The 17,920-nt window shown below is 60.2% G+C and carries 15 protein-coding genes; 6 read left to right on the top strand and 9 right to left on the bottom strand.

The genetic code is table 11. The features are described 5' to 3' along the window. Window positions 1-18: 18 nt before the first annotated feature. Window positions 19-669, bottom strand: coding sequence for an RNA polymerase sigma factor SigZ (gene sigZ, locus KTAU_RS17860; protein ID WP_151729648.1), 651 nt, complete (start codon window positions 667-669; stop codon window positions 19-21). Window positions 670-835: 166 nt separating this feature from the next. Continuing rightward, a complete protein-coding gene (gene arsN2, locus KTAU_RS17855) occupies window positions 836-1,291 on the bottom strand; it encodes an arsenic resistance N-acetyltransferase ArsN2 (protein ID WP_151729647.1) in 456 nt (151 codons plus the stop codon). 443 nt (window positions 1,292-1,734) lie between these two features. Here arsN2 and ftsH point away from each other — a divergent pair, with 443 nt between their 5' ends. After that, complete coding sequence (gene ftsH, locus KTAU_RS17850; protein ID WP_151729646.1) at window positions 1,735-3,885, top strand: ATP-dependent zinc metalloprotease FtsH; 2,151 nt, start codon at window positions 1,735-1,737, stop codon at window positions 3,883-3,885. 272 nt (window positions 3,886-4,157) lie between these two features. Here ftsH and KTAU_RS17845 read toward each other — a convergent pair whose 3' ends face one another. Together KTAU_RS17845 and KTAU_RS17840 are read right to left on the bottom strand one after the other, a co-directional pair. Beyond that, a complete protein-coding gene (locus KTAU_RS17845; RefSeq protein WP_112431332.1) occupies window positions 4,158-4,643 on the bottom strand; it encodes a PaaI family thioesterase in 486 nt (161 codons plus the stop codon). Window positions 4,644-4,898: 255 nt separating this feature from the next. After that, window positions 4,899-5,678 carry a phosphatase PAP2 family protein gene (locus tag KTAU_RS17840; protein WP_170293409.1) on the bottom strand — a complete coding sequence of 260 codons (780 nt, stop codon included), beginning with the start codon at window positions 5,676-5,678 and terminating at the stop codon, window positions 4,899-4,901. A gap of 234 nt (window positions 5,679-5,912) precedes the next feature. Between KTAU_RS17840 and KTAU_RS17835 the strand changes: the two genes are divergently transcribed. Beyond that, a complete protein-coding gene (locus KTAU_RS17835) occupies window positions 5,913-6,800 on the top strand; it encodes a GNAT family N-acetyltransferase (RefSeq protein WP_151729644.1) in 888 nt (295 codons plus the stop codon). Window positions 6,801-7,092: 292 nt separating this feature from the next. Here the strand turns inward: KTAU_RS17835 and KTAU_RS17830 are convergent, their stop codons facing one another. After that, window positions 7,093-8,358, bottom strand: a complete 1,266-nt coding sequence (locus KTAU_RS17830; protein ID WP_151729643.1) for a 3-oxoacyl-ACP synthase III family protein — start codon at window positions 8,356-8,358, stop codon at window positions 7,093-7,095. Window positions 8,359-8,586: 228 nt separating this feature from the next. On the opposite strand from KTAU_RS17830, the gene KTAU_RS17825 reads away from it, so the two are divergent. Further along, the gene (locus KTAU_RS17825; RefSeq protein ID WP_151729642.1) at window positions 8,587-9,339 is read left to right on the top strand and encodes an MBL fold metallo-hydrolase; all 753 of its coding nucleotides are present in this window, start codon (window positions 8,587-8,589) and stop codon (window positions 9,337-9,339) included. A 23-nt stretch (window positions 9,340-9,362) separates the two neighbouring features. Here KTAU_RS17825 and KTAU_RS17820 read toward each other — a convergent pair whose 3' ends face one another. The 4 genes from KTAU_RS17820 to KTAU_RS17805 form a co-directional block, all read right to left on the bottom strand. Continuing rightward, window positions 9,363-10,664 carry an FHA domain-containing protein gene (locus KTAU_RS17820; RefSeq protein WP_228026523.1) on the bottom strand — a complete coding sequence of 434 codons (1,302 nt, stop codon included), beginning with the start codon at window positions 10,662-10,664 and terminating at the stop codon, window positions 9,363-9,365. Between the two features lie 175 nt (window positions 10,665-10,839). Continuing rightward, on the bottom strand, window positions 10,840-11,931 hold the full coding sequence (locus KTAU_RS17815; protein ID WP_151729640.1) for a hypothetical protein: 1,092 nt from the start codon (window positions 11,929-11,931) through the stop codon (window positions 10,840-10,842). A gap of 175 nt (window positions 11,932-12,106) precedes the next feature. Continuing rightward, on the bottom strand, window positions 12,107-12,658 hold the full coding sequence (locus tag KTAU_RS17810; RefSeq protein ID WP_151729639.1) for an HdeD family acid-resistance protein: 552 nt from the start codon (window positions 12,656-12,658) through the stop codon (window positions 12,107-12,109). 304 nt (window positions 12,659-12,962) lie between these two features. Continuing rightward, window positions 12,963-13,529, bottom strand: coding sequence for an RNA 2'-phosphotransferase (locus KTAU_RS17805; protein ID WP_174844077.1), 567 nt, complete (start codon window positions 13,527-13,529; stop codon window positions 12,963-12,965). Between the two features lie 318 nt (window positions 13,530-13,847). Between KTAU_RS17805 and KTAU_RS17800 the strand changes: the two genes are divergently transcribed. The 3 genes from KTAU_RS17800 to KTAU_RS17790 all read left to right on the top strand — a co-directional run bounded on the left by KTAU_RS17800 (window position 13,848) and on the right by KTAU_RS17790 (window position 17,778). Continuing rightward, window positions 13,848-16,019 (top strand): polysaccharide lyase family protein, encoded by a 2,172-nt coding sequence (locus KTAU_RS17800; RefSeq protein WP_151729638.1) that lies wholly within the window; start codon window positions 13,848-13,850, stop codon window positions 16,017-16,019. A gap of 273 nt (window positions 16,020-16,292) precedes the next feature. After that, window positions 16,293-16,487, top strand: coding sequence for a hypothetical protein (locus KTAU_RS17795; protein ID WP_151729637.1), 195 nt, complete (start codon window positions 16,293-16,295; stop codon window positions 16,485-16,487). Window positions 16,488-16,713: 226 nt separating this feature from the next. Continuing rightward, window positions 16,714-17,778 carry an LLM class flavin-dependent oxidoreductase gene (locus KTAU_RS17790; protein ID WP_151729636.1) on the top strand — a complete coding sequence of 355 codons (1,065 nt, stop codon included), beginning with the start codon at window positions 16,714-16,716 and terminating at the stop codon, window positions 17,776-17,778. Window positions 17,779-17,920 lie beyond the last annotated feature (142 nt).

The following is a 17,920-nucleotide window of genomic DNA, read 5'->3' as shown; positions in this document are numbered from 1 at the left end:
GAGGAGATAGCAGAGAAGTTAGCGACCGGAGCTTGCAGCACAGGTACTCTCATCGAGGCAAGCGCTGCCACCTTGCTCGCTTTCCTCGGGTCCCAGGCAACAGGAGGTCAGTGGTTGGTAGCCAATGACTCGCCCCAGGCGATCAAATTCAAACTGGCAGCAGGCCCGTAGAAGCTGGCGGAGCCGCTCACGCGCCCGTTGGACGCGCGATTTGGCCCCAGAGAAGGAGAGTCCCAGGCGGCGGGCCAGTTCGCGCTGTGAGAGTCCCTCATACTCGGTAAGGATCAATGCTTCGCGATAGGGTGCAGGCAGGCAGTGGATTAGCTCCTGCAAGGATCGCTTGATGGCTGCCCGCGCGACCTCGCTGGCTTGCTCTTGCTCAGAATGCAGCAGAACCTCGCTCGTGGCCGCCTGGCTCTGAGGCTGATCCTCCAGTGATAGAAGGTTGCGACGCCGACGGTAGTAATCGCAGACCAGATGACGGGCGATGCGATAGGCCCAGTGCTCTAGTTTCTCATCGGAACGCAGCTCTTGAGAGTGTTGGTGAATACGTAGAAAAATTTCTTGTAAGAGGTCGTCTACGCTCTCTTCGTCAGGCAGTCGACGACGTATAAAGAGACGCAGCGGCTCATGTAAGGCAACCCAGGCTCGTTCAGTCACGCTGGACATCGGTGTGGCCTCCTCGTGCACAGACTTTTCTTTTAGAAGACGCGGCTTCGCCTGAAAGGACGCAGAGCCTCTTCTCCTCAAGCGCAGGCGGGGGATCGGTCTGCGTCCGTACAGTGTTCTCAGCCTGCTGCTCCAGAGCCGCAAGACGGGCTGCGAGGGCTTGAGATCAGCCTCCGCGTAGTACCATGACGGTGGCCGTCTGAGGACAGGCCCCCCTCCACTCTGCTGAGGCGTGCAGGGCCTCTGGTACGTCGTCACGAGCGATGGGCCGGAAGCCCAGCCGCTCAAAGAAGGACTCGGCTCCTTCGGTCAAGAGATAGATCTCTCGGATAGCTAGCGACTGCGCTTCTCGCACTACCGCTTGGACAAGCAGACTGCCAATCCCTTGCCGGCGCCAGGGAGGAGCTACTGCTACTGAGCGCAGCAAGGCTCGCTCGCCATAGCGCTCCAGACCGGCGCAGGCGATCGGCGTTCCATCTTTCCAGGCCAGCCAGGCCCGCCACAGGTCGCGTTCCAGGCCAGCAAGTGGGAGATGGCTTTCACGCAAGAAATGTTGTATAATTGTCAGCTGCTCGCCAGTGGCAGGAGCGATCTGCACAGCTGTAGATTCATCTGTAGTCATCGGCCATGCCCCCCGGTGATCTCCCTTGATGGTTTTAGTTGGCACGAGTAGGCCAGCACCTGCCTCTTGATTGTAGACCGCCTCGTCCTGGCAGAGCAAGCCCCCAGCCAGCCGCTTGGGGGACAGAAGGTCACCTTCGCTTGCACCTCTACCGAGACTCGTTCGTAAATATCTTTTGAAACGACGGAAAGGGAGTCAGACCAGCGATGCGGATCTCCAGCAGCTGGGCAGCCTGGCAACTACCGATCTGCCTGGCAGACTGGACTGGACTGGTCACTCTCCCGCGCGCTGCGCCTCTCTTGCCAGTGTGCAATTTCCCCTCGTGTGGGATATAATAGGATAGTTATAGGGAGCACCTGAAAGCGTCACGCCAGTGCCAGGGAGCGGGGTAGACGCCGCTCTCAGCCAAAGACGGCGCAACCAGAAAACAGGAACGTCTCGCAATGGAAAAAGAGCCATTATCTGGTCTGTACCACGCGCAACAGCAAAGCAACCATCAAAATAACAATACGCCGCCGCCCCCGTTGCTACCAGTGCCGCCGCGCCAGTCGCAGCGACAGCAGTCATCGCCTAACCAGTCGCGCGGCCCCTCTGGGCAGCCGCCGCGTTCCTCAAACCTGAATTTCTGGCTGCTGCTGGTAGTACTGCTGGTACTGGGGTTGTACTTATATAGTTATATCAGTAACGCCAATAGCAGTTCTTCCCCTCAACGGGAGGAGTTGACATATACTCAGTTCTATCAGGAGATCAACGCCGGCAACATCAAGACGGCGACCTTTATTGGGCAGACAGACATCGTCGGCGATTTCCGCCAGCCGGTGGACGGCCATCAACAGTACCACGTCTACCAATTGCCACAGCCACAGACCGATCCGCAGCTGATCCCGCTGCTGCTGTCCAAAGGCGTGACTGTGATTAATCAGGCCCCGCCGGACAACAGCTTTTGGATTAACTTGCTGATAACGGTGCTTCCCTGGGCTTTCCTGCTGGGATTGTTTTTCTTTGTTACTCGTCGAGCTACCCAGGGGCAGCAGGGCATTTTTAACTTTGGTCGCAGCCGCGCGCGCCTGATCCTGGAGGACCGGCCCAGCACGACCTTCGCCGATGTGGCCGGCGTCGATGAGGCTAAGTACGAGCTGCAGGAGGTCGTCGAGTTTCTGAAGACGCCCCAGAAGTTCCAGCGCCTGGGCGGCAAGATCCCCCGCGGTATCCTCCTGGTTGGTCCTCCAGGCACCGGTAAGACCTTGCTGGCGCGGGCCGTGGCCGGCGAGGCCGGCGTCCCCTTCTTCTCGATGTCCGGCTCCGAGTTCGTCGAGGTCCTGGTGGGCGTGGGCGCCAGCCGCGTGCGTGATCTCTTCGATCAGGCTAAGAAAGCCGCCCCCAGCATTATCTTTATCGATGAGATCGACGCCGTCGGACGCCAGCGCGGCGCCAGCATCAATACCAATGAGGAGCGCGAGCAGACGCTGAACCAGCTGCTGGTTGAGATGGATGGCTTCGAGTCGCATCAGGCGGTGGTGGTTCTGGCGGCAACCAACCGCCCCGACGGTCTGGACCAGGCCCTGCTGCGCCCCGGTCGCTTCGACCGCCGCGTGACGGTGGACCGCCCTGATTGGAGCGGACGCCTGGCTATCCTGCGTATCCATACGCGCAATCTGCCGCTGGCCCCGGATGTGGACCTGGAGGCAATTGCGCGGGCGACGCCGGGCATGGTGGGCGCTGACCTGGCCAATCTGGCGAATGAGGCGGCCCTGCTGGCGGCTCGTCGCAACCTCGACTACATCGATCGCCGCTGCTTCGAAGATGCCCTTGACAAGATCCTGCTGGGCGCCGAGCGCCCGCTGGTGCTCAACGAGGAAGACTTGCGCGTGACGGCCTACCATGAGGGTGGTCATGCTCTGGTGGGCCTGCTCACACCTCACTCCGATCCGGTCACGAAGGTGACCATCGTGCCGCGCGGCCAGGCCTTGGGTGTGACGATGTCAACTCCCCTGGATGATCGCTATAACTATCCAAAGGAGTATCTGCTGGCGCAGATCACCTACGCTCTCGGGGGCCAGGCCGCTGAGCGAGTCGTCTTCGGCACTATTACAACAGGCGCCCAAAGCGACCTGATGAAGGCGACGGCCCTCGCTCGCCAGATGGTGACGCGCTGGGGTATGAGCGAACGCCTGGGAACGATTTCCTACAGCGAGCGCCCCAGCCCCTTCTCGGGCGTCTCCGAAATGGAGGTCGGCCAGCCCTACGACTATAGCGAGGAGACTGCCCAGCTGATCGATGAAGAGGTTGAGCGCATCGTGCGCTCTTGCTACCAGCAGGCAATCGATCTGCTAACCAGCCATCGCCGCACGCTCGACCGCATCGCGGAGGAGCTGCGCCGCCACGAGACGCTCGACGGCGAGCAGCTGCGCGCTATTCTGGCCGAGACTGGCGCCACAGCGGCCCCCGACGAGCGGGCTCCTCTGGGTACCCCCCAGGTGATCGCTCCACCGGAGCCGACCTCAGCGCCGGTTCCTCCCGAGGTTGGCACAAGCCGCAACGAGTCGGAGCCGCCTGCCTCCGCTGCGCCTGGTAACGATAGCCGTCTCTTATGAGAAAGCGCCGGGCCGGCTTCTCTCCCTTCGGCTCTAGCCAAGCCAGAGCGCCTTAGCCGTAAGGAGACTGCCTTCTTCGCAAGTGGGAGGTCGACGCCCGGCTCGCTCCTTCGCCAGGCTACCAGGAGGCGGGCAGCACAGCGGGCCTGCCTCCCCCTGTTGGACCAATTATCAGGCTCGCTGGCTGCTCCGATGACACTCTTTGACTGAGTGCTCTCTCCCACCGCGAAGCTGACAGCACGCCAGGCTCTGGCTAGCGCCTCGCTCAGCGCTCATTCCTCTAGCTCTCCAGTGAAGAACTGCCGTAGCCCTGGATAGTCGCGCATGAGTGTGTCGACAAAGGCTTCTGGCAGCGGTAAAAAGATGCCCTGCGCCTCTGCCAGCGGCGTGCTTTCGTCGCTGGCCAGCGTCAGCACCCCCTGAGCCTGCAGCATCGTGCGCCGCTCTTTGAGCAGCCAGGCGCGCACTCGCAATAATGGCCCATAAGGGACGTAACGCCGATAGCGCACTTCCAGCTTGCCCGTCATGGTCCACTGAGGCTGCTGAGCGAGCAGCGAGGCCCGTCCCAAGGTCTCGTCCAGGACGGAAGCCACAATGCCGCCGTGAATGACGCCAGGAAAACCCTGGTGCTCCTCGCGCGGCTGAAAATCGGCGACGATGCTCTGGTCTTCACGACGAAAAACCAGCTGCAGCCCGTAGGGGTTGCGCTGGCCACAGACAAAACAACGCTGATAGTCAGTATCGTCGTTGAGCTTCATAGAACGAGCAGAGGGCGTCCTTCCGTGGAGAATTTTCGCCGGTGGAGCGGTGGAGCTTGAACGGGGAGTCCCTGGCCTGCCTGCTGCAGGCCCAGGCAGAACTTGCCGGGAAGGCTCTCTTTCGCCCTCCACACCACCGGCCTGGGCTGAGTGTATCACAGCCCGGCGATCAGAGGCAAGCGCTCCACCAACCGCCTTAAATCTGGCATTGGCCCCCGCCCACGCACTTCCAACAGCCTTCTCCACGCCTTTCCCTCAAGATTGATCCCGACCGCTCCAGGAAGCCGAAGAACCAGACTCCTCCCTCTCTTCTGGCGACACGGGCTTCTCGCGCAAGGTGACCGGGGCCAGCAGGCCACGCCCCCGCAGGCGGAGGTAGAGGAGCAGCCAGAGGCTCAGCCAGACGCCGCCAAGGAGATAGCCACCGAGGACATCGCTGGCCCAATGGTCTCCAAGATAGATACGCGATGGCCCTACCATAACAATGAAAAAGCCTGAGAGGAGCAGAAGAAGGATACGCCACCAACTCCGGCCTTGGAAGAGAATGAGGCCATAGGAGAACAGCAAACCCCAGTAGGCCACATAGGCCATGACGTGCCCGCTTGGAAAGCTGGCTCCTCTGGCCGCTTGCCAAACCTCAACCAGCGTGGGCGAGGGACGCGGACGCGCTACCAGCAGCTTGACTGTATGATTGAGTAGCTCGCTGCTCAGACAGTTACCAAGCAGAATCAAGGCTTCCAGGCGCAGGCGTCCGAGCCAGAGCAGAATGGCCGTGGCCAACACCAGCCCCGCCGCCAGCAATGGCACACTGCCGATGAAGCTGATTGCCAGCATCAGCGTGCGTAGCCAGGGACTCTGCTCCTCCTGGAATTCGCGCGTAATAGCCACGTCAATGGTCAGTACCGGGTGAACATGAACCCACCAGGCCAGTAGCGCGAACAGACCGAGCAGCAGTGCGTAGAGAGCCAACAAGAGCTGACCTCGATGTAATGCCCGATACCAGGGGAGTTGCTCTCTCTGAATCTCTCGCTGCATTTCCTGCACAGGATTTTCTTTTTTGCTCCTTTTGATCGCCTGACGCACTTCCCCCTGCTGTCTAGTCCAAGAAGGGCGCTCCGCCATCCTGACCTGCTTTCTCCTCTTGAGCGAGTGGAGGGGCTCGCATCCCAGGCGAGTCGCCTCTTTGTTGTATTATATCTGATGGAGAACCGCAGCCAGTGAGCAGGCAGGCACTACCCTGGCTTGAAGAGGGGAAGGAGAGCAAGCAGGATGGCAACGTTCGAGGTACGTTCTGCGCGTCCAGAGGATCGTGAGACGGTGCTCGCTTTTTGCGCTCATACCTGGGAGTGGGGGGACTACATTGCCGAGGCCTGGGATGCCTGGCTAGGGGACCAGCAAGGGAGGCTATTGGTGGCCGCCAGTGACGGGCGAGCCGTAGGTCTACTCCATTTGCGCATGCTCAATGAGTACGAAGCCTGGCTGGAAGGTCTACGCGTTGACCCGTCCTATCGCCGTCAGGGAGTCGCGACCGCTTTGCATCAGGCCGCGCTGGCTGAGGCTATGCGCCTGGGAGCAAGGACGGTACGCCTGCTTACCGAGGCCAGCAACAGCGCCGCCATCGCTCTGGCCAGGAAAAGTCGTATGCATGAGGTCGGTAGCTTTTTCCCTTTTCAGGCTCCACCTTTGCCAGAACTGCCACAGCGCCTGGCCTCTCTCCCCCGACCAGAGCCGGCACGAGTCGAGGACCTGGAGGAGATCATTGACTACCTCAATGTCTCGAATATCTTCCCTTTGACTGGTGGCCTCTACTACTCAGGGTTTATCGCCTATAGTATTAGCGATCGCTTGCTGAAGGCGAAGATCAACGCTGGCGAGATCTATCTCTTGCGCCGTTGGGAACGCCTTGATGGGCTGATGATGATTGAGCAGCGCGAGGGACGCCACGGTAAATACTTGTTCATTGGCTATATTGACGGTACGACTGCCGACACCATCGGCCAGCTCGCCTATCTCCTGCGTCATCTGACGGCGCAGCGTAACCTGGAGGCAGTGCGCGCTCACGTTCCCGACCTGCTGATGGTACGCGATACCTTCGCCGGGGCCGAATACCAACTCGCCGACAGTCCCTACGTCACCTACGAGCGCATGCTGACCTGACTCGCATACACCGCCGCCTTTATCTCTCTCAGCGCCAATCAAGCTAATCGCTGTTTTCCCTGGCTCTGGCCAGGTTCTTACCTCGCCAGGTTGCCGCAGCAGAAGGCAGAAGCCAGCCATCCTGCCAGGCAGCAAAGTCAGGACAGAGGCGCCCACAGAGGGCCCAAGAACAGAAGCAGCAGCAGGAAGCGGGACGGAGGGCGCCGATCAGCTACCGCGGACCCAGCAGACCGCCCCGTCTCGCCATCGAGGAGCATTTTTCTTCCTACTTACTCAATTCGGCGCGGCGAGGCTACTGATGCTGTAGTGGCTTCATGACCGCGCGAGGATTCTTCAGCGCGCGATAGCGCACCAGCCAGCAGCCATAGTGCATACCACCGCCAACGGCAGGCAACGCCAGCCACTGGCCGTCTTTTAACTGGTCATGATAGATCAGCTCGGCCATTGCTGCGGCGATGCTGGCATTCGAGAGATTGCCATAATAGCGGAAATTATCAACCAGCTTCTCCATTGTTGAAGCCGGCCAGCCATAATCGTGAATCAGCAGCTCGCCGAGGCGGCGCGTGATACGCGAGTTGGCCTGATGGGGGATAATGTAGGCAACCTCGTCATAGGGGAGGCCAGCATGGCGTACGCAAGCATCGACCGCTTCCGCCATAGCACGCGGGGCTTCGCGGAAGACCTCCTTGCCGTTCATTTTGGTATAGCCCACCAGATTCTGTGAGAGCAGCTGCGCCAGCTCTTTGCCTTTCCCTTCGCGATAGAGCTGAAGAATCTTCATATCGACCTCGGCCATCTCGATAGAATCCTTGCGCAGCGGCGTCTGATAAAACAGGGCTGGAGCCTGGCCTGCATCATAACCACTGATGGCGTAGGTCTCATCTCCCTCCTCGCCGCGCTCCAGTAAGAAGGCCGCAGCGCCTTCGCCGAAAAGCGAGCTGGTCTTCCAATCCAGAATGTGCATAATATTAGGCAGCAGGCCCTCCGCCGTCACCAGCAACACCAGGCGCGCCGTGCTACAAGAAAGCGCCTCGGCACAGACCTGAAAAGCCTCGGTCTGGGAGGCGCAGGCGCCACGCAGCATTGTGGCGCGAATGGGCTTGAGGCCGAGGCGATGCTGGACCTGCCCGGCGATCGTAGGGAAAGCATCGTTATCAGAGGAGGAGGCGCCAATAATCATATCGATCTCGGAAGCTGAGCGACCGGCGCTTTCGAGGGCCCGCTGCGCTGCCACGACGGCCATATCGACCAGCGACTCATCGCGCGGGGCATCGGGACTGTCGATCAGGCCGGGTGCCTCATCACCGGCCATCCGGCGGCACAGCTCTAGTGTGCTCGCGCGCACATGGCGGGTAATGAGACCTGTCACCCGCTCCAGATCCTCGGCCTTGCGCGGATCGCCCAGGCGGGTCGAAATATAGGCAAAAAAATCATTGGTGATGATTCCTGCAGGTGCATAGGTGCCCAGGCCAATCAGGCGCACTCTGGCGCGGGTGTAGATCTCAGGCACAATGTAGGTATACTGCGGCCATGATCCATCTGTAGGGAAGGATGTCATTGCTTGATGAACTCCCTCAATGAGGTTCCATGATCAGGCATAAGACCGATTATTCCAAGTATACCACATTGCCGCTGCTCCCGTCCTTAGCGCCGATCTTCTAGCCACCACTCTGAGTAAGAGAGGCAGCGGCAACACAGCCTGATGGCGCCGCCCGGCTCCGCTCTCACTTGACCTGGGTGATAGGATAGGAAAGGCAGCTATCGCGCTATCAGAGGGGAGAGACGCATGACTGCTATTTCGCCCGGGCAGGAAGCCCCGACCCGGACCGCCCAGAAGCTTCGCCAGGTGCATACGATCACCGACCGCTTTGGCATGCTCAACACCTACCTGATCGACGATGGCGGTCTGGTGGTCGTCGATCCTCGCTCCTCCTTGAATGGGCAGTTGATCCTGTACTACATCGAGCGCTTTTTGAGGCGCTCGCCCACCGATATCGATCTGATTGTGCTGACCAGCCTGGAGACAAACCAAAGCGGGGGTATCGAGACGCTGCGTCAGCGCTGCGCAGCGCCAGTCGCCGCGCTCTCCAAGACGAGGAACCGTGCTTCCTCCCCGGGAGAGGAAGGCCGCGGGTACGAAGGCGGTAATCTGAGCATTCCTCTACCCTTTCGCACCGGTGAGCTATTCTCGCTCGATGCCTTGTTCGCTCTTACCGCCCCTCATCTACGCCAGGTCAGTATCTGGCTGCAAGATGTCGGCGGCCTGCCACACCACGAGGATTGGCGCGTGATCGCCACCAGTGGAGCGGCACGCGGCTATTTTTGCCTCTATAATCCTTTTTCCTGGGAGTTAATCGGCGGGGCCGCGATCAGCACGACCGAGGGAGGGATGCCCATCCTCCACGCTAGCAGCGACCAGCGGGGTCAGCAGGAGACGCTGCGCGTGCTGCGTGATCTCCAGATTTACTATCTCTACCCGGGTCAGGGCAAGCCGCTGCTCGCTCGCAACGCCGCCGCCCAGATCCGTCTGGACTGGTAGGGCGGAGCGGAAGCAAGCAAGACTCAATGTTCTGGGGGCCAGAACTGCTGTGCTTGCGGCTGCACCGGTGACTGTAGCTGCGGCTGGGCTGCAGAAAAGAGCGATTCATTGGAGGCGGAGGCTCCCGCACTCGTGCCCGCTACTGGCGAGCTGACCAGGGGTCTGTATTGAAGCAGCACGGCCCCTAACTGCAGCAGATCACCACTTTCCAGCAAGCGTGGCCCGCTGAGCGGCTCCCCATTCACTAGCGTCGCGCCATCGGTCAGGTCCTGGAGATAGAGGCTCTCAGAGCGTACCAGCAAGAGAGCATGGCGCGGGGCCAAGGAAGGATCTTGGAGGTAGACCTCGCAGCCTGGATCAGCGCCGATCACCAGGGCCGGCCCGTTGCACACGAAGCTGCGGCCCACCAGGGTCCCATTGCAGATGAGCAAGAGATGGGTCACCGCGCGCATCGCAGGCAGAGCCTCCGAGGGCGTGGTGACGGTCTGGGGGGCCTCTGAGAAGGAGGGCAGCGGCGTCTGCCGGAGCAAGGCTTGCGGCTCGTCGAGCGTGGGTCTGGCCTCAAATGGAGGCTCCCAGGCCGTGGTTAGCGTTGGGGGCGTCACCGGCGGCGCGGTGACTGGCGAAGCGGCCTCACTCTTACGCAGGCGCACCGGGCGCAGCGGATGAGGATGGCGGAGCAAAGGATCATCCTCAGTCGGGGCCGCCGCGCGCGGCGGCGTGGCCAGCTCAAAGAGGAAGCGCAAGGAGCCGATCTCTAGGATATCGCCCGAGTGCACGGGGGCAGAACCAGAGACGCGCTGTCCATTGAGAAAGACACCGTTCAGACTGTGGCAGTCAGTCACATACACCAGGCCATTATCCCAGATCAGTTCGGCGTGATAGCGCGAGGCCAGATCATCATCGAGCCAGATATCGTTTTCTTCTCCGCGCCCCAGGCGCACAAAAGCGCGCGTCAGAGCCAGCCGTTGACCCTGCAAGCGGCCATTGCGATGCTCCAGCCACCCCCAAGGCGTGTCGGCATTGAAGACAAAAGGAGCAGTCACGCCAGGCGGATGCGGCGCATAGGGAGCCGGAGATGCTGCCAGCTGGGGAGCACTCAGGTTGCGCGTCAGGGCGCGGGTCCCGTGGAGCGCGACGGAAAGAGGCGTCGCGAAGAGGCCGTATCCCAGGGCTGTGGTCAGCGGCAGTCCCCAGCCACACAGGGCCACATAGGCTAGCATGGCCGCCACCTCCGCAGGCGGGAGTGCTGGTTGCAGGGGTATAAAACGCAGATAAAACCAGATAAGGGCGGGAGCAATCAACAGAGCAGATAACCCCCCCACCAGCAGCGCTCCAGCGAGCTGGCGTCTCGTTCCGCGGCGGCCCAGCAGCTTATAGGCGACCTCTCCGGCCATCGTAAGTAAGCAACAGAGGAGGCCACCGTAGCAACCGAAGCTAAACCATTCAGGGAAAGCAACGCTACTCGTAGCACTCCCTCCTTACACACGCCCCATCGCTCTAGAGCATCGGCTCAACGCCGGCATGGCGAGCCTCAGAAACCAGAATCCTGTCGATGACAGCACCCTGCTTCTCTTCCTTAGCATAGAGCGCATCGCTGGCAATATTCACGGCATCGCCTGTCATAGCAGCACTCAGCTGACTCGCATCCCAATAACCAAAACCCTGTTCATCGGGGGAGAGCGCTACCCCGAGTAAGGTGCGATCGGGCAACACCACAATGACAGCATGCAGGCCAATACTTTCCACCGCCGAAGCCAGCAAGAGCGTTACCTCGACATCCGAGCCACTGCCCTGCTGGAGGACCTCGGAAGGAAGGCGAATGGCCTGGGTTGCCGAGGCTGTGCTCTCCGGTCCAGCATAGGGGACACCCTGGCGCTGGCAACGTAGGCCATAGTCGAGTCGTAGCGCATCGAAGATGGCATCTACCTGATCAAGGACCTGACGCAGAATCGTCCCCGAATAGCCCGTCATCGCCAGCGGAGCCGGCGGCGGCTGCTGAGGAAGGTAGGCCGTCGCGCGCGTTACCAGCTCCTCGACTGCGGAAGCAGTCGGCGTTATCCAGGCCGCGATGCGTAATCGATTGGCCGCCGACCAGGCCATCAGGCGCCGCGAATGGAGCTGCAAGGGGATGGCATTGCTGTAATAGCGAGTACCACGCACATCGGTGACCGTCACCTGCAGCTGGGTCTGACGATCACTGGTCAGCCTTTGCAGGACCCCATTCAGCAGTGGTGGCACAAAGCCCGCGCTCTGCATCCGCTCCACCGCACTCACCGTGCGTGTCTCCATCTGCGAAAAACCAGCGATGGCTACGCTGATACGCAGTGGCTGCGGGCCAGCCAGGCTGCTGAAGAACACCTCTACGACAGGGCTCCCGGTGTGCAGGTAAGAGGGATAAAAGGCGGAAAACACCTCCTGGGGAGCATTCACACAAACACGTACCGGGAGCTGGCCACCACAGTGTTGGCGATCCGCCAGACTCGCCTGCTGATAGTGGGCATAGCTCTGCAAGCCGCCCCAGACATAGCCCAGCCCCAGGCCCACCAGCCCGCTGACTGCCAGCAACAGCACGATGATCTTTCTGGCCATTGCCTCTTTTCTCGCCCCTTGCCTGCTTTGCACCAGGAGAATGTGGTGTGAGATGAGGGCATTATATCAAAGCGTGTCAGAGCGGACAAAGGGCATAGGACTTGTTGGGGACCTCCTTGCAGAGCGAGCCAGGGCGGGCTTCAGCTCGCGCTCCCCAGACCCTCCGCACGCTCTCTCACCACGAGGAGAGCACGGAGCGGAACTGGAAGGCCCGGATGAGCAGCAGAACGCCAAAGACAATGGCGTAGAGGCCAATCAGCCAGACCAGCGCCAGTAAGCCAGCCGCAGGACTCAAGGCCAGGGCAATCCCTAAGAGGATGGAGACCACGCCACCCAGGACCAGCGTCCATTCCAAGCCGAACGCACGTCGGAAACTCAGGGCCGCCGCCACCTCGATCACGCCCGTGAAGATGGCCCAGATGGCTATCAGGGTTAGCAAGACCAGGGCTGTAATGCCCGGCCAGAAGAAGGCCAGCAGGCCCACCAAAATGCCGGCCAGCCCTTCAATCAGCAGAATCCACCAGTGGCCAACAATGTTGCGCTCCTGGAGCGCCACAGCCACGGCGACAAGACCATCAACAAGGGCATAGGCACCAAAGAGGTAAATCAATACCAGAAGGGTAAGATGAGGCCAGAGCAGAGCTGCAATACCGAAGAGAATGGCCGCTACTCCGCGTATGGCCAGTATCCACCACGAGTGTTGCGAGATCTGATAACCGGTCATCATACTTATCACGCTCCTTTTCCTGTGCCATACCGGTCGCTCTGTTTCTCCTCCTCATGGGAGAGACGTTGCAGATTTTTCTTTCCCATTAAGGATAACCACAGCAGAGCCTATCTTGCATCCATTGATTCATAGGGAACACGCAAAAAAGAGGCTGCTGGAGACAACAGCCTGGCTCACCAGGCGCGGCTTAAGCAGGCTGTCGTCTCTGCTCTCGGTCGACTGGCCGCGATAGATACGGCGAGCGCGGAACGGATCAGCTACGAGCACAAAAGGGCGACGCGCACTGACCAGCGATCTCATTTGCTCAGAGGAAGCGGATAAAGGCCGGCGGAATGGCATCGGCCAGCCAGACCTGGTCGTTCCCGCGATAGAAACGGATACCATGCTCGCTGGCTTCACGCGCACGCACCTCCAGCACCACAGGCTGCGGTGTTCGGCGCCCTCCAACCTGTCTGGCGGTAGCGATATCTACGGAGAGATGCACATATTGCCGGCGCATCGGTTTGAGTCCCTCACGTTGGATGGCGGGAAGCACTGCCGGCGAGGTTCCGTGATAGAGGATCTCCGGCGGGATGGCTTCTTGTTTGGGCAGACGACGCGGCAGCGAATGCCCGTAGAGGGCTCGTATCTTCCCATCGCGCAGTTCGTAGCGCTGCTTCTCCGCACTGGCTATCATGATCTCTAGATCTTCCTCTCGCACGTCGCGCCAGCTCGCCCGATGCTGACGCAAGGCCCGCAGCAGCTCAGCGACCGGGACCCACCCCTCTTCATCTAGCTGGAGTCCATACAGTGCCGGCTGATGACGCAGGGCATGCGCGACCGTCCGGCTCAGACTGCGATAGTCGATAGACTTCTCCCCTCTCTGCTTCATGAAATGATCACCGCTCCTTTTCTGCTATCTTTATACTCTCAAACTTTACCATAAGCCAAAGCGTCTTCGTAGGATGAGGATAAGCTTATGAAGCAGGTCAACGTCTCTCTAAGCCTTGCTACCCTTTACCTGGTCTGACATTCTTCTCACCTCCTGCCAGCCGCGAGTCTTTTGATGTATACTTTTCTATGCACAGGGAAGAAGAACTAGCAAGGGCCAGAACAGGCCCCTCCTCAACTTCAGGGAGCCTTGGTTAACCGCGTTACGCCTGCTTTTCAGGATGAAAGCAGTCTGCCTCAGACAGAAAGGAATCGCAGCATGTCCAGATGCAGGTTTCGTCTCATGCTCCTCCCGGGCGCGCTCTCCAGTTTGCTGATCCTCGTTCTCGTTGCAGGTTGGGGTCTTGTAATGCCCGCGCTACAGAGAGAGCCGGCCCACGCCGCTTCACCCGTGACCCTTAGTGTTTCCGGCATGACTGCCACAATCAGTAATGGCATCTTTACGATCAAATTTAACAGTTTGGGGACTGGCTATTCGCTGGTCTGGCAGGGCAAGGAGCTGATTGGGCCAGCCAAGGGCTTTTACAGCTCGATCAACGGCGGTACGGGCTTCAGTCCCACCCAGCTCACTGTCGTGACCAATACCTCTAGTATGGTCGATATCGCCTATATCAGTAGCTGGGGTGAGCTGCACTACGTGGTCCGCAGTGGCATTAGTGGCCTCTACTCCTACTTTCTGGCCACGGGCATCGGGACCGTCGGCGAGTTTCGCACGCTCTACCGCGTCGACGGCTCGATCTTTCGCACAGGCTATAACGGCGTTGAGACCGCCATTGCCTTCCCCACGCTCAGTCAGATTCAGTCGGCCACCGAGCTGCAGGACTCAACCTATCAGCTTAGTGATGGCACTATCTATACGAAATACGATGCTGCTACCTACCTGATGAGCCAGGATTTGCTCCACGGCGTCTACGGCAATGGCTACGGCGTCTGGCTGATTTCGCCCAGCCACGAGTACAACAATGGCGGCCCGCTGAAGCAGGATCTGACGGTTCACGTCGATAGCAGTACTGGCGATGCTGTTGTTCTGAACATGCTCATCAGTGCACATTTTGGCACACCAGAGGTGACGATCCCCAGCGGCAAGTTCTTCGGTCCCTGGTTTGTCTACTTGAACAATGGCAGCATCAGCGATGCCCAGACCCAGGCCGCGCTCCAGCAGCAGCAGTGGCCTTATAGCTGGCTCTCCAATCCGGCTTATCCGCTCACACGGACCACAGTGACGGGTACCCTGCGTCTGGCCGATGGACGTCCCGCCGCCGGCGCTCAGATTACGCTGGCCCAACCAGGCGGCGATGTCTACGCCCAGGGTGCCAGCTACATCTTTACGACGGTGGCCGATAGCGCTGGGAACTTCACCCTTCGCCAGGTGCGCCCTGGCAGCTATAGTCTCTATGCCTGGGCCAACGGTGGCAGTATCGGGGATATCACCGATCAGTACGAGCTGGACAATGTGAACGTCAGCGGTACGAGTACCAATCTGGGAACCCTGACCTGGACGCCAGTGCGCTATAGTACCCTCCTCTGGCAAATCGGTACCGCGGACCGCAAGGCGGCGGAGTTCCGTCTGGGCAATCTGCCGCGCCAGTATGGTCTTTGGAACCAGGCCCCAGCGAATCTGACCTACACTATCGGCTCCAGCACGCCAGCCAACAACTGGTATTATGCTCAGACGGCGGTCGGGACCTGGAATGTCAACTTCTCTTTGAGCCAAAGCTACAGCGGCGACGCCCACCTGACGGTGGCGCTGGCCGGTATGACACGCACCGCCGCCGTAACGATCCGTGTGAACGGGACAGCCATCGGTAGCTATCCCGCCTACACTAATGATGCGGCAATTTACCGCAGCGCTAACCAGAGCGGCTACTACCATTTGATGGTCTTTAGCTTCCCGGCCTCGCTGCTGAAGGTCGGCAGCAATACGGTGGCCTTCGCAATGACTTCGGTCAGCAGCGGCGGCGGCGCTATGTACGATACGCTCAAGCTGGAGGTGGGACCCCAGGTGACCGGCGGTGGCACGACAGCTACTCCTACGCCTGCGCCCACGCCAACACCGACAGCGCGGCCTACGACAACGCCCACCCCTACGCCGACAGCGACAACGACGGGCAACGCCTGCCGCGTGAGCTATAGCGTCACCAGCCAGTGGCCCGCTGGCTTCACGGCCAGCATTACCTTGACGAACAGTGGGACAACCACAATCAACGGCTGGACGCTGACCTTTGTCTTCAGTGCCGGCCAAACGGTCACTCAGGGCTGGAATGCCACCTTCAGCCAGCAGGGGAGCCTGGTGAGCGCCAGCAGCCTGAGCTATAATGCGCTCCTGGCCCCAGGTACCGCGACAACGCTGGGCTTTAATGGAAGCTGGACCACCAGTAACCCTGCGCCAGGCTCGTTCACCTTGAATGGCCAGAGCTGCGCGCTCACCTGAAGCCATAGAATCATCTTTTCCCCTCCTCCTTTGGACAAGGCGCCTGCGGTCAGTCTCTGACCCCGGGCGCCTCTCTTGATCTCTCTTCTCTTCACCCCCGCCCAGCAAGACAGCGCTCCGCTAGACCTTTTTTGGCTCTCGCTTCCCCGCTTCCCCGGCCTGAAGGCTCGCGGTGCTAGCCTTTTCGTTTATCAATGCAATGCTTAACCAGCCTTCTCCGTTACTGCGGGTAAAATGATCACAGACCGGCTCTGATGAGCCGAGGTTTTGTCTATGCTCAGATATCAAGAGGCACAGCAGCTACAGACACTCATTCAACAGGAAGCTCCAAAGGTGGAGGCACGTATCTTGTCCGAGGTAGGGCAACCTGACTACTACTGTCTGGCCATCTATCTGTATGGCCAGCCACGCTTCGTGGTCCGCTCGCTCGATCAATGGAACCAGCGCAAAAAGATGCTGAAACCCTGACAGACCGGGCTTTGCCTGGCAAGCAAGCGCCTTGAGCGATAAGAGGGCACACCAGGAGCCAGAGCCTTTACTTTCGTCTCCGCGTAGAGAGACGGCTCGCCAGCCGAGAGAGGCTTTCAGGCTGATAGGCTGAGAGACCAGCCAGGCAGCAGCATGGCCAGTTGAAGGCTAGCATGCGCTATAATTTCAGCATAGCAGCAAATTCTACCAATGGAGGTACGCAGGCATGAGCGTTGATCCCACGCCTGCAGCGACGAAGGCTTATCGCAGCCGTGTGGGGCTGGTGGCTGACTCGCCGCAATTCCCTGGAGCCTGGAACGAGATCGTCGAGAAGGTCAAGATTGCCGATGAGCTGGGCTTCGACTCTGTCTGGCTGGGCGAGTCCTGGGGCTACGAACTCTTTACTTCGCTGGCCGACCTGGCTCGTGTGACCAGGCGCATCAAGCTTGGCGCCGGCATTGCCAATATCTACTCACGTACCCCGGCCCTGATCGCCAGCACCGTGGCCACTTTAGATGAGCGCTCTGGGGGGCGTATGATCCTCGGTCTCGGCCCCTCGGGCGCCAATGTCATTGAGCACTGGCATGGCGTGCCTTTCGAAAAGCCCCTGCAGCGCACGCGCGAGTATGTTGAGATCATCAGAATGATCCTGCGTCACGAGAAGCTGGTCTATCACGGACAGTTCTTTAAGCTGGAACGCGGTTTTAAGCTGCGTTTCACGCCGCTGCGCGCGGATGTACCGATCTACGTGGCGGCTATGGGGCCGAAAAATGTTATTCAAACTGGGGAGATCGCCGACGGTGTGCTGCCGGTCTATTGGCCTGGCCATAAGTGGCAGGAGCTGCGTCAGCACCTGGACGAGGGCGCGCAGCGAGCCGGACGCCCCCCTCACAGCGCGTTGATTGCTCCGTATATCACCAGCGTTATTCTGCCCGAGAACGCCGATGAGCAGATGCGCCAGGCGGCTCGCTACCAGGCTGCAGCCCCCCTGGCCTATTATATTGGGAAGATGGGGGTCTATTACGCCGAGATGCTGACTCGCCACGGTTATGGCCCCCAGGTCCAGGCTGTCATCGAGGGCTGGAAGCAAGGCATGAAGAGTGCTATCGAGGCCGTCGATCCAGACATGCTGGACGCTGTGAGCATTGTGGGAACGCCACGCGAAATCGTGGCTAAGCTGGATCTATGGGCCGAGCGCGGCGTCGATCAACCGCTGCTCAGCATGCCAGGCGGCTCGGTAGATGAGGCCGGCCAGCTTCTGAGCGCGCTGATGGAGGCCCTGCGCTCCTGAGCTTGAGCGGGTCTGGCAGCGTCAAGCAAACGCTGCCGGGGTAGACGGCCCAGGCCACGGACGCGCCGCTCGCACTCTTCGGCTGCAACGTCCCTGGCCTGGACGCGGTCCGGCTCTCCACTCATCCGCTCCTTCCGCCTGG

The organism is Thermogemmatispora aurantia (assembly GCF_008974285.1).
In the GTDB taxonomy this organism is placed as follows: domain Bacteria; phylum Chloroflexota; class Ktedonobacteria; order Ktedonobacterales; family Ktedonobacteraceae; genus Thermogemmatispora; species Thermogemmatispora aurantia.
This window is presented reverse-complemented; position numbering and strand designations above follow the sequence as displayed.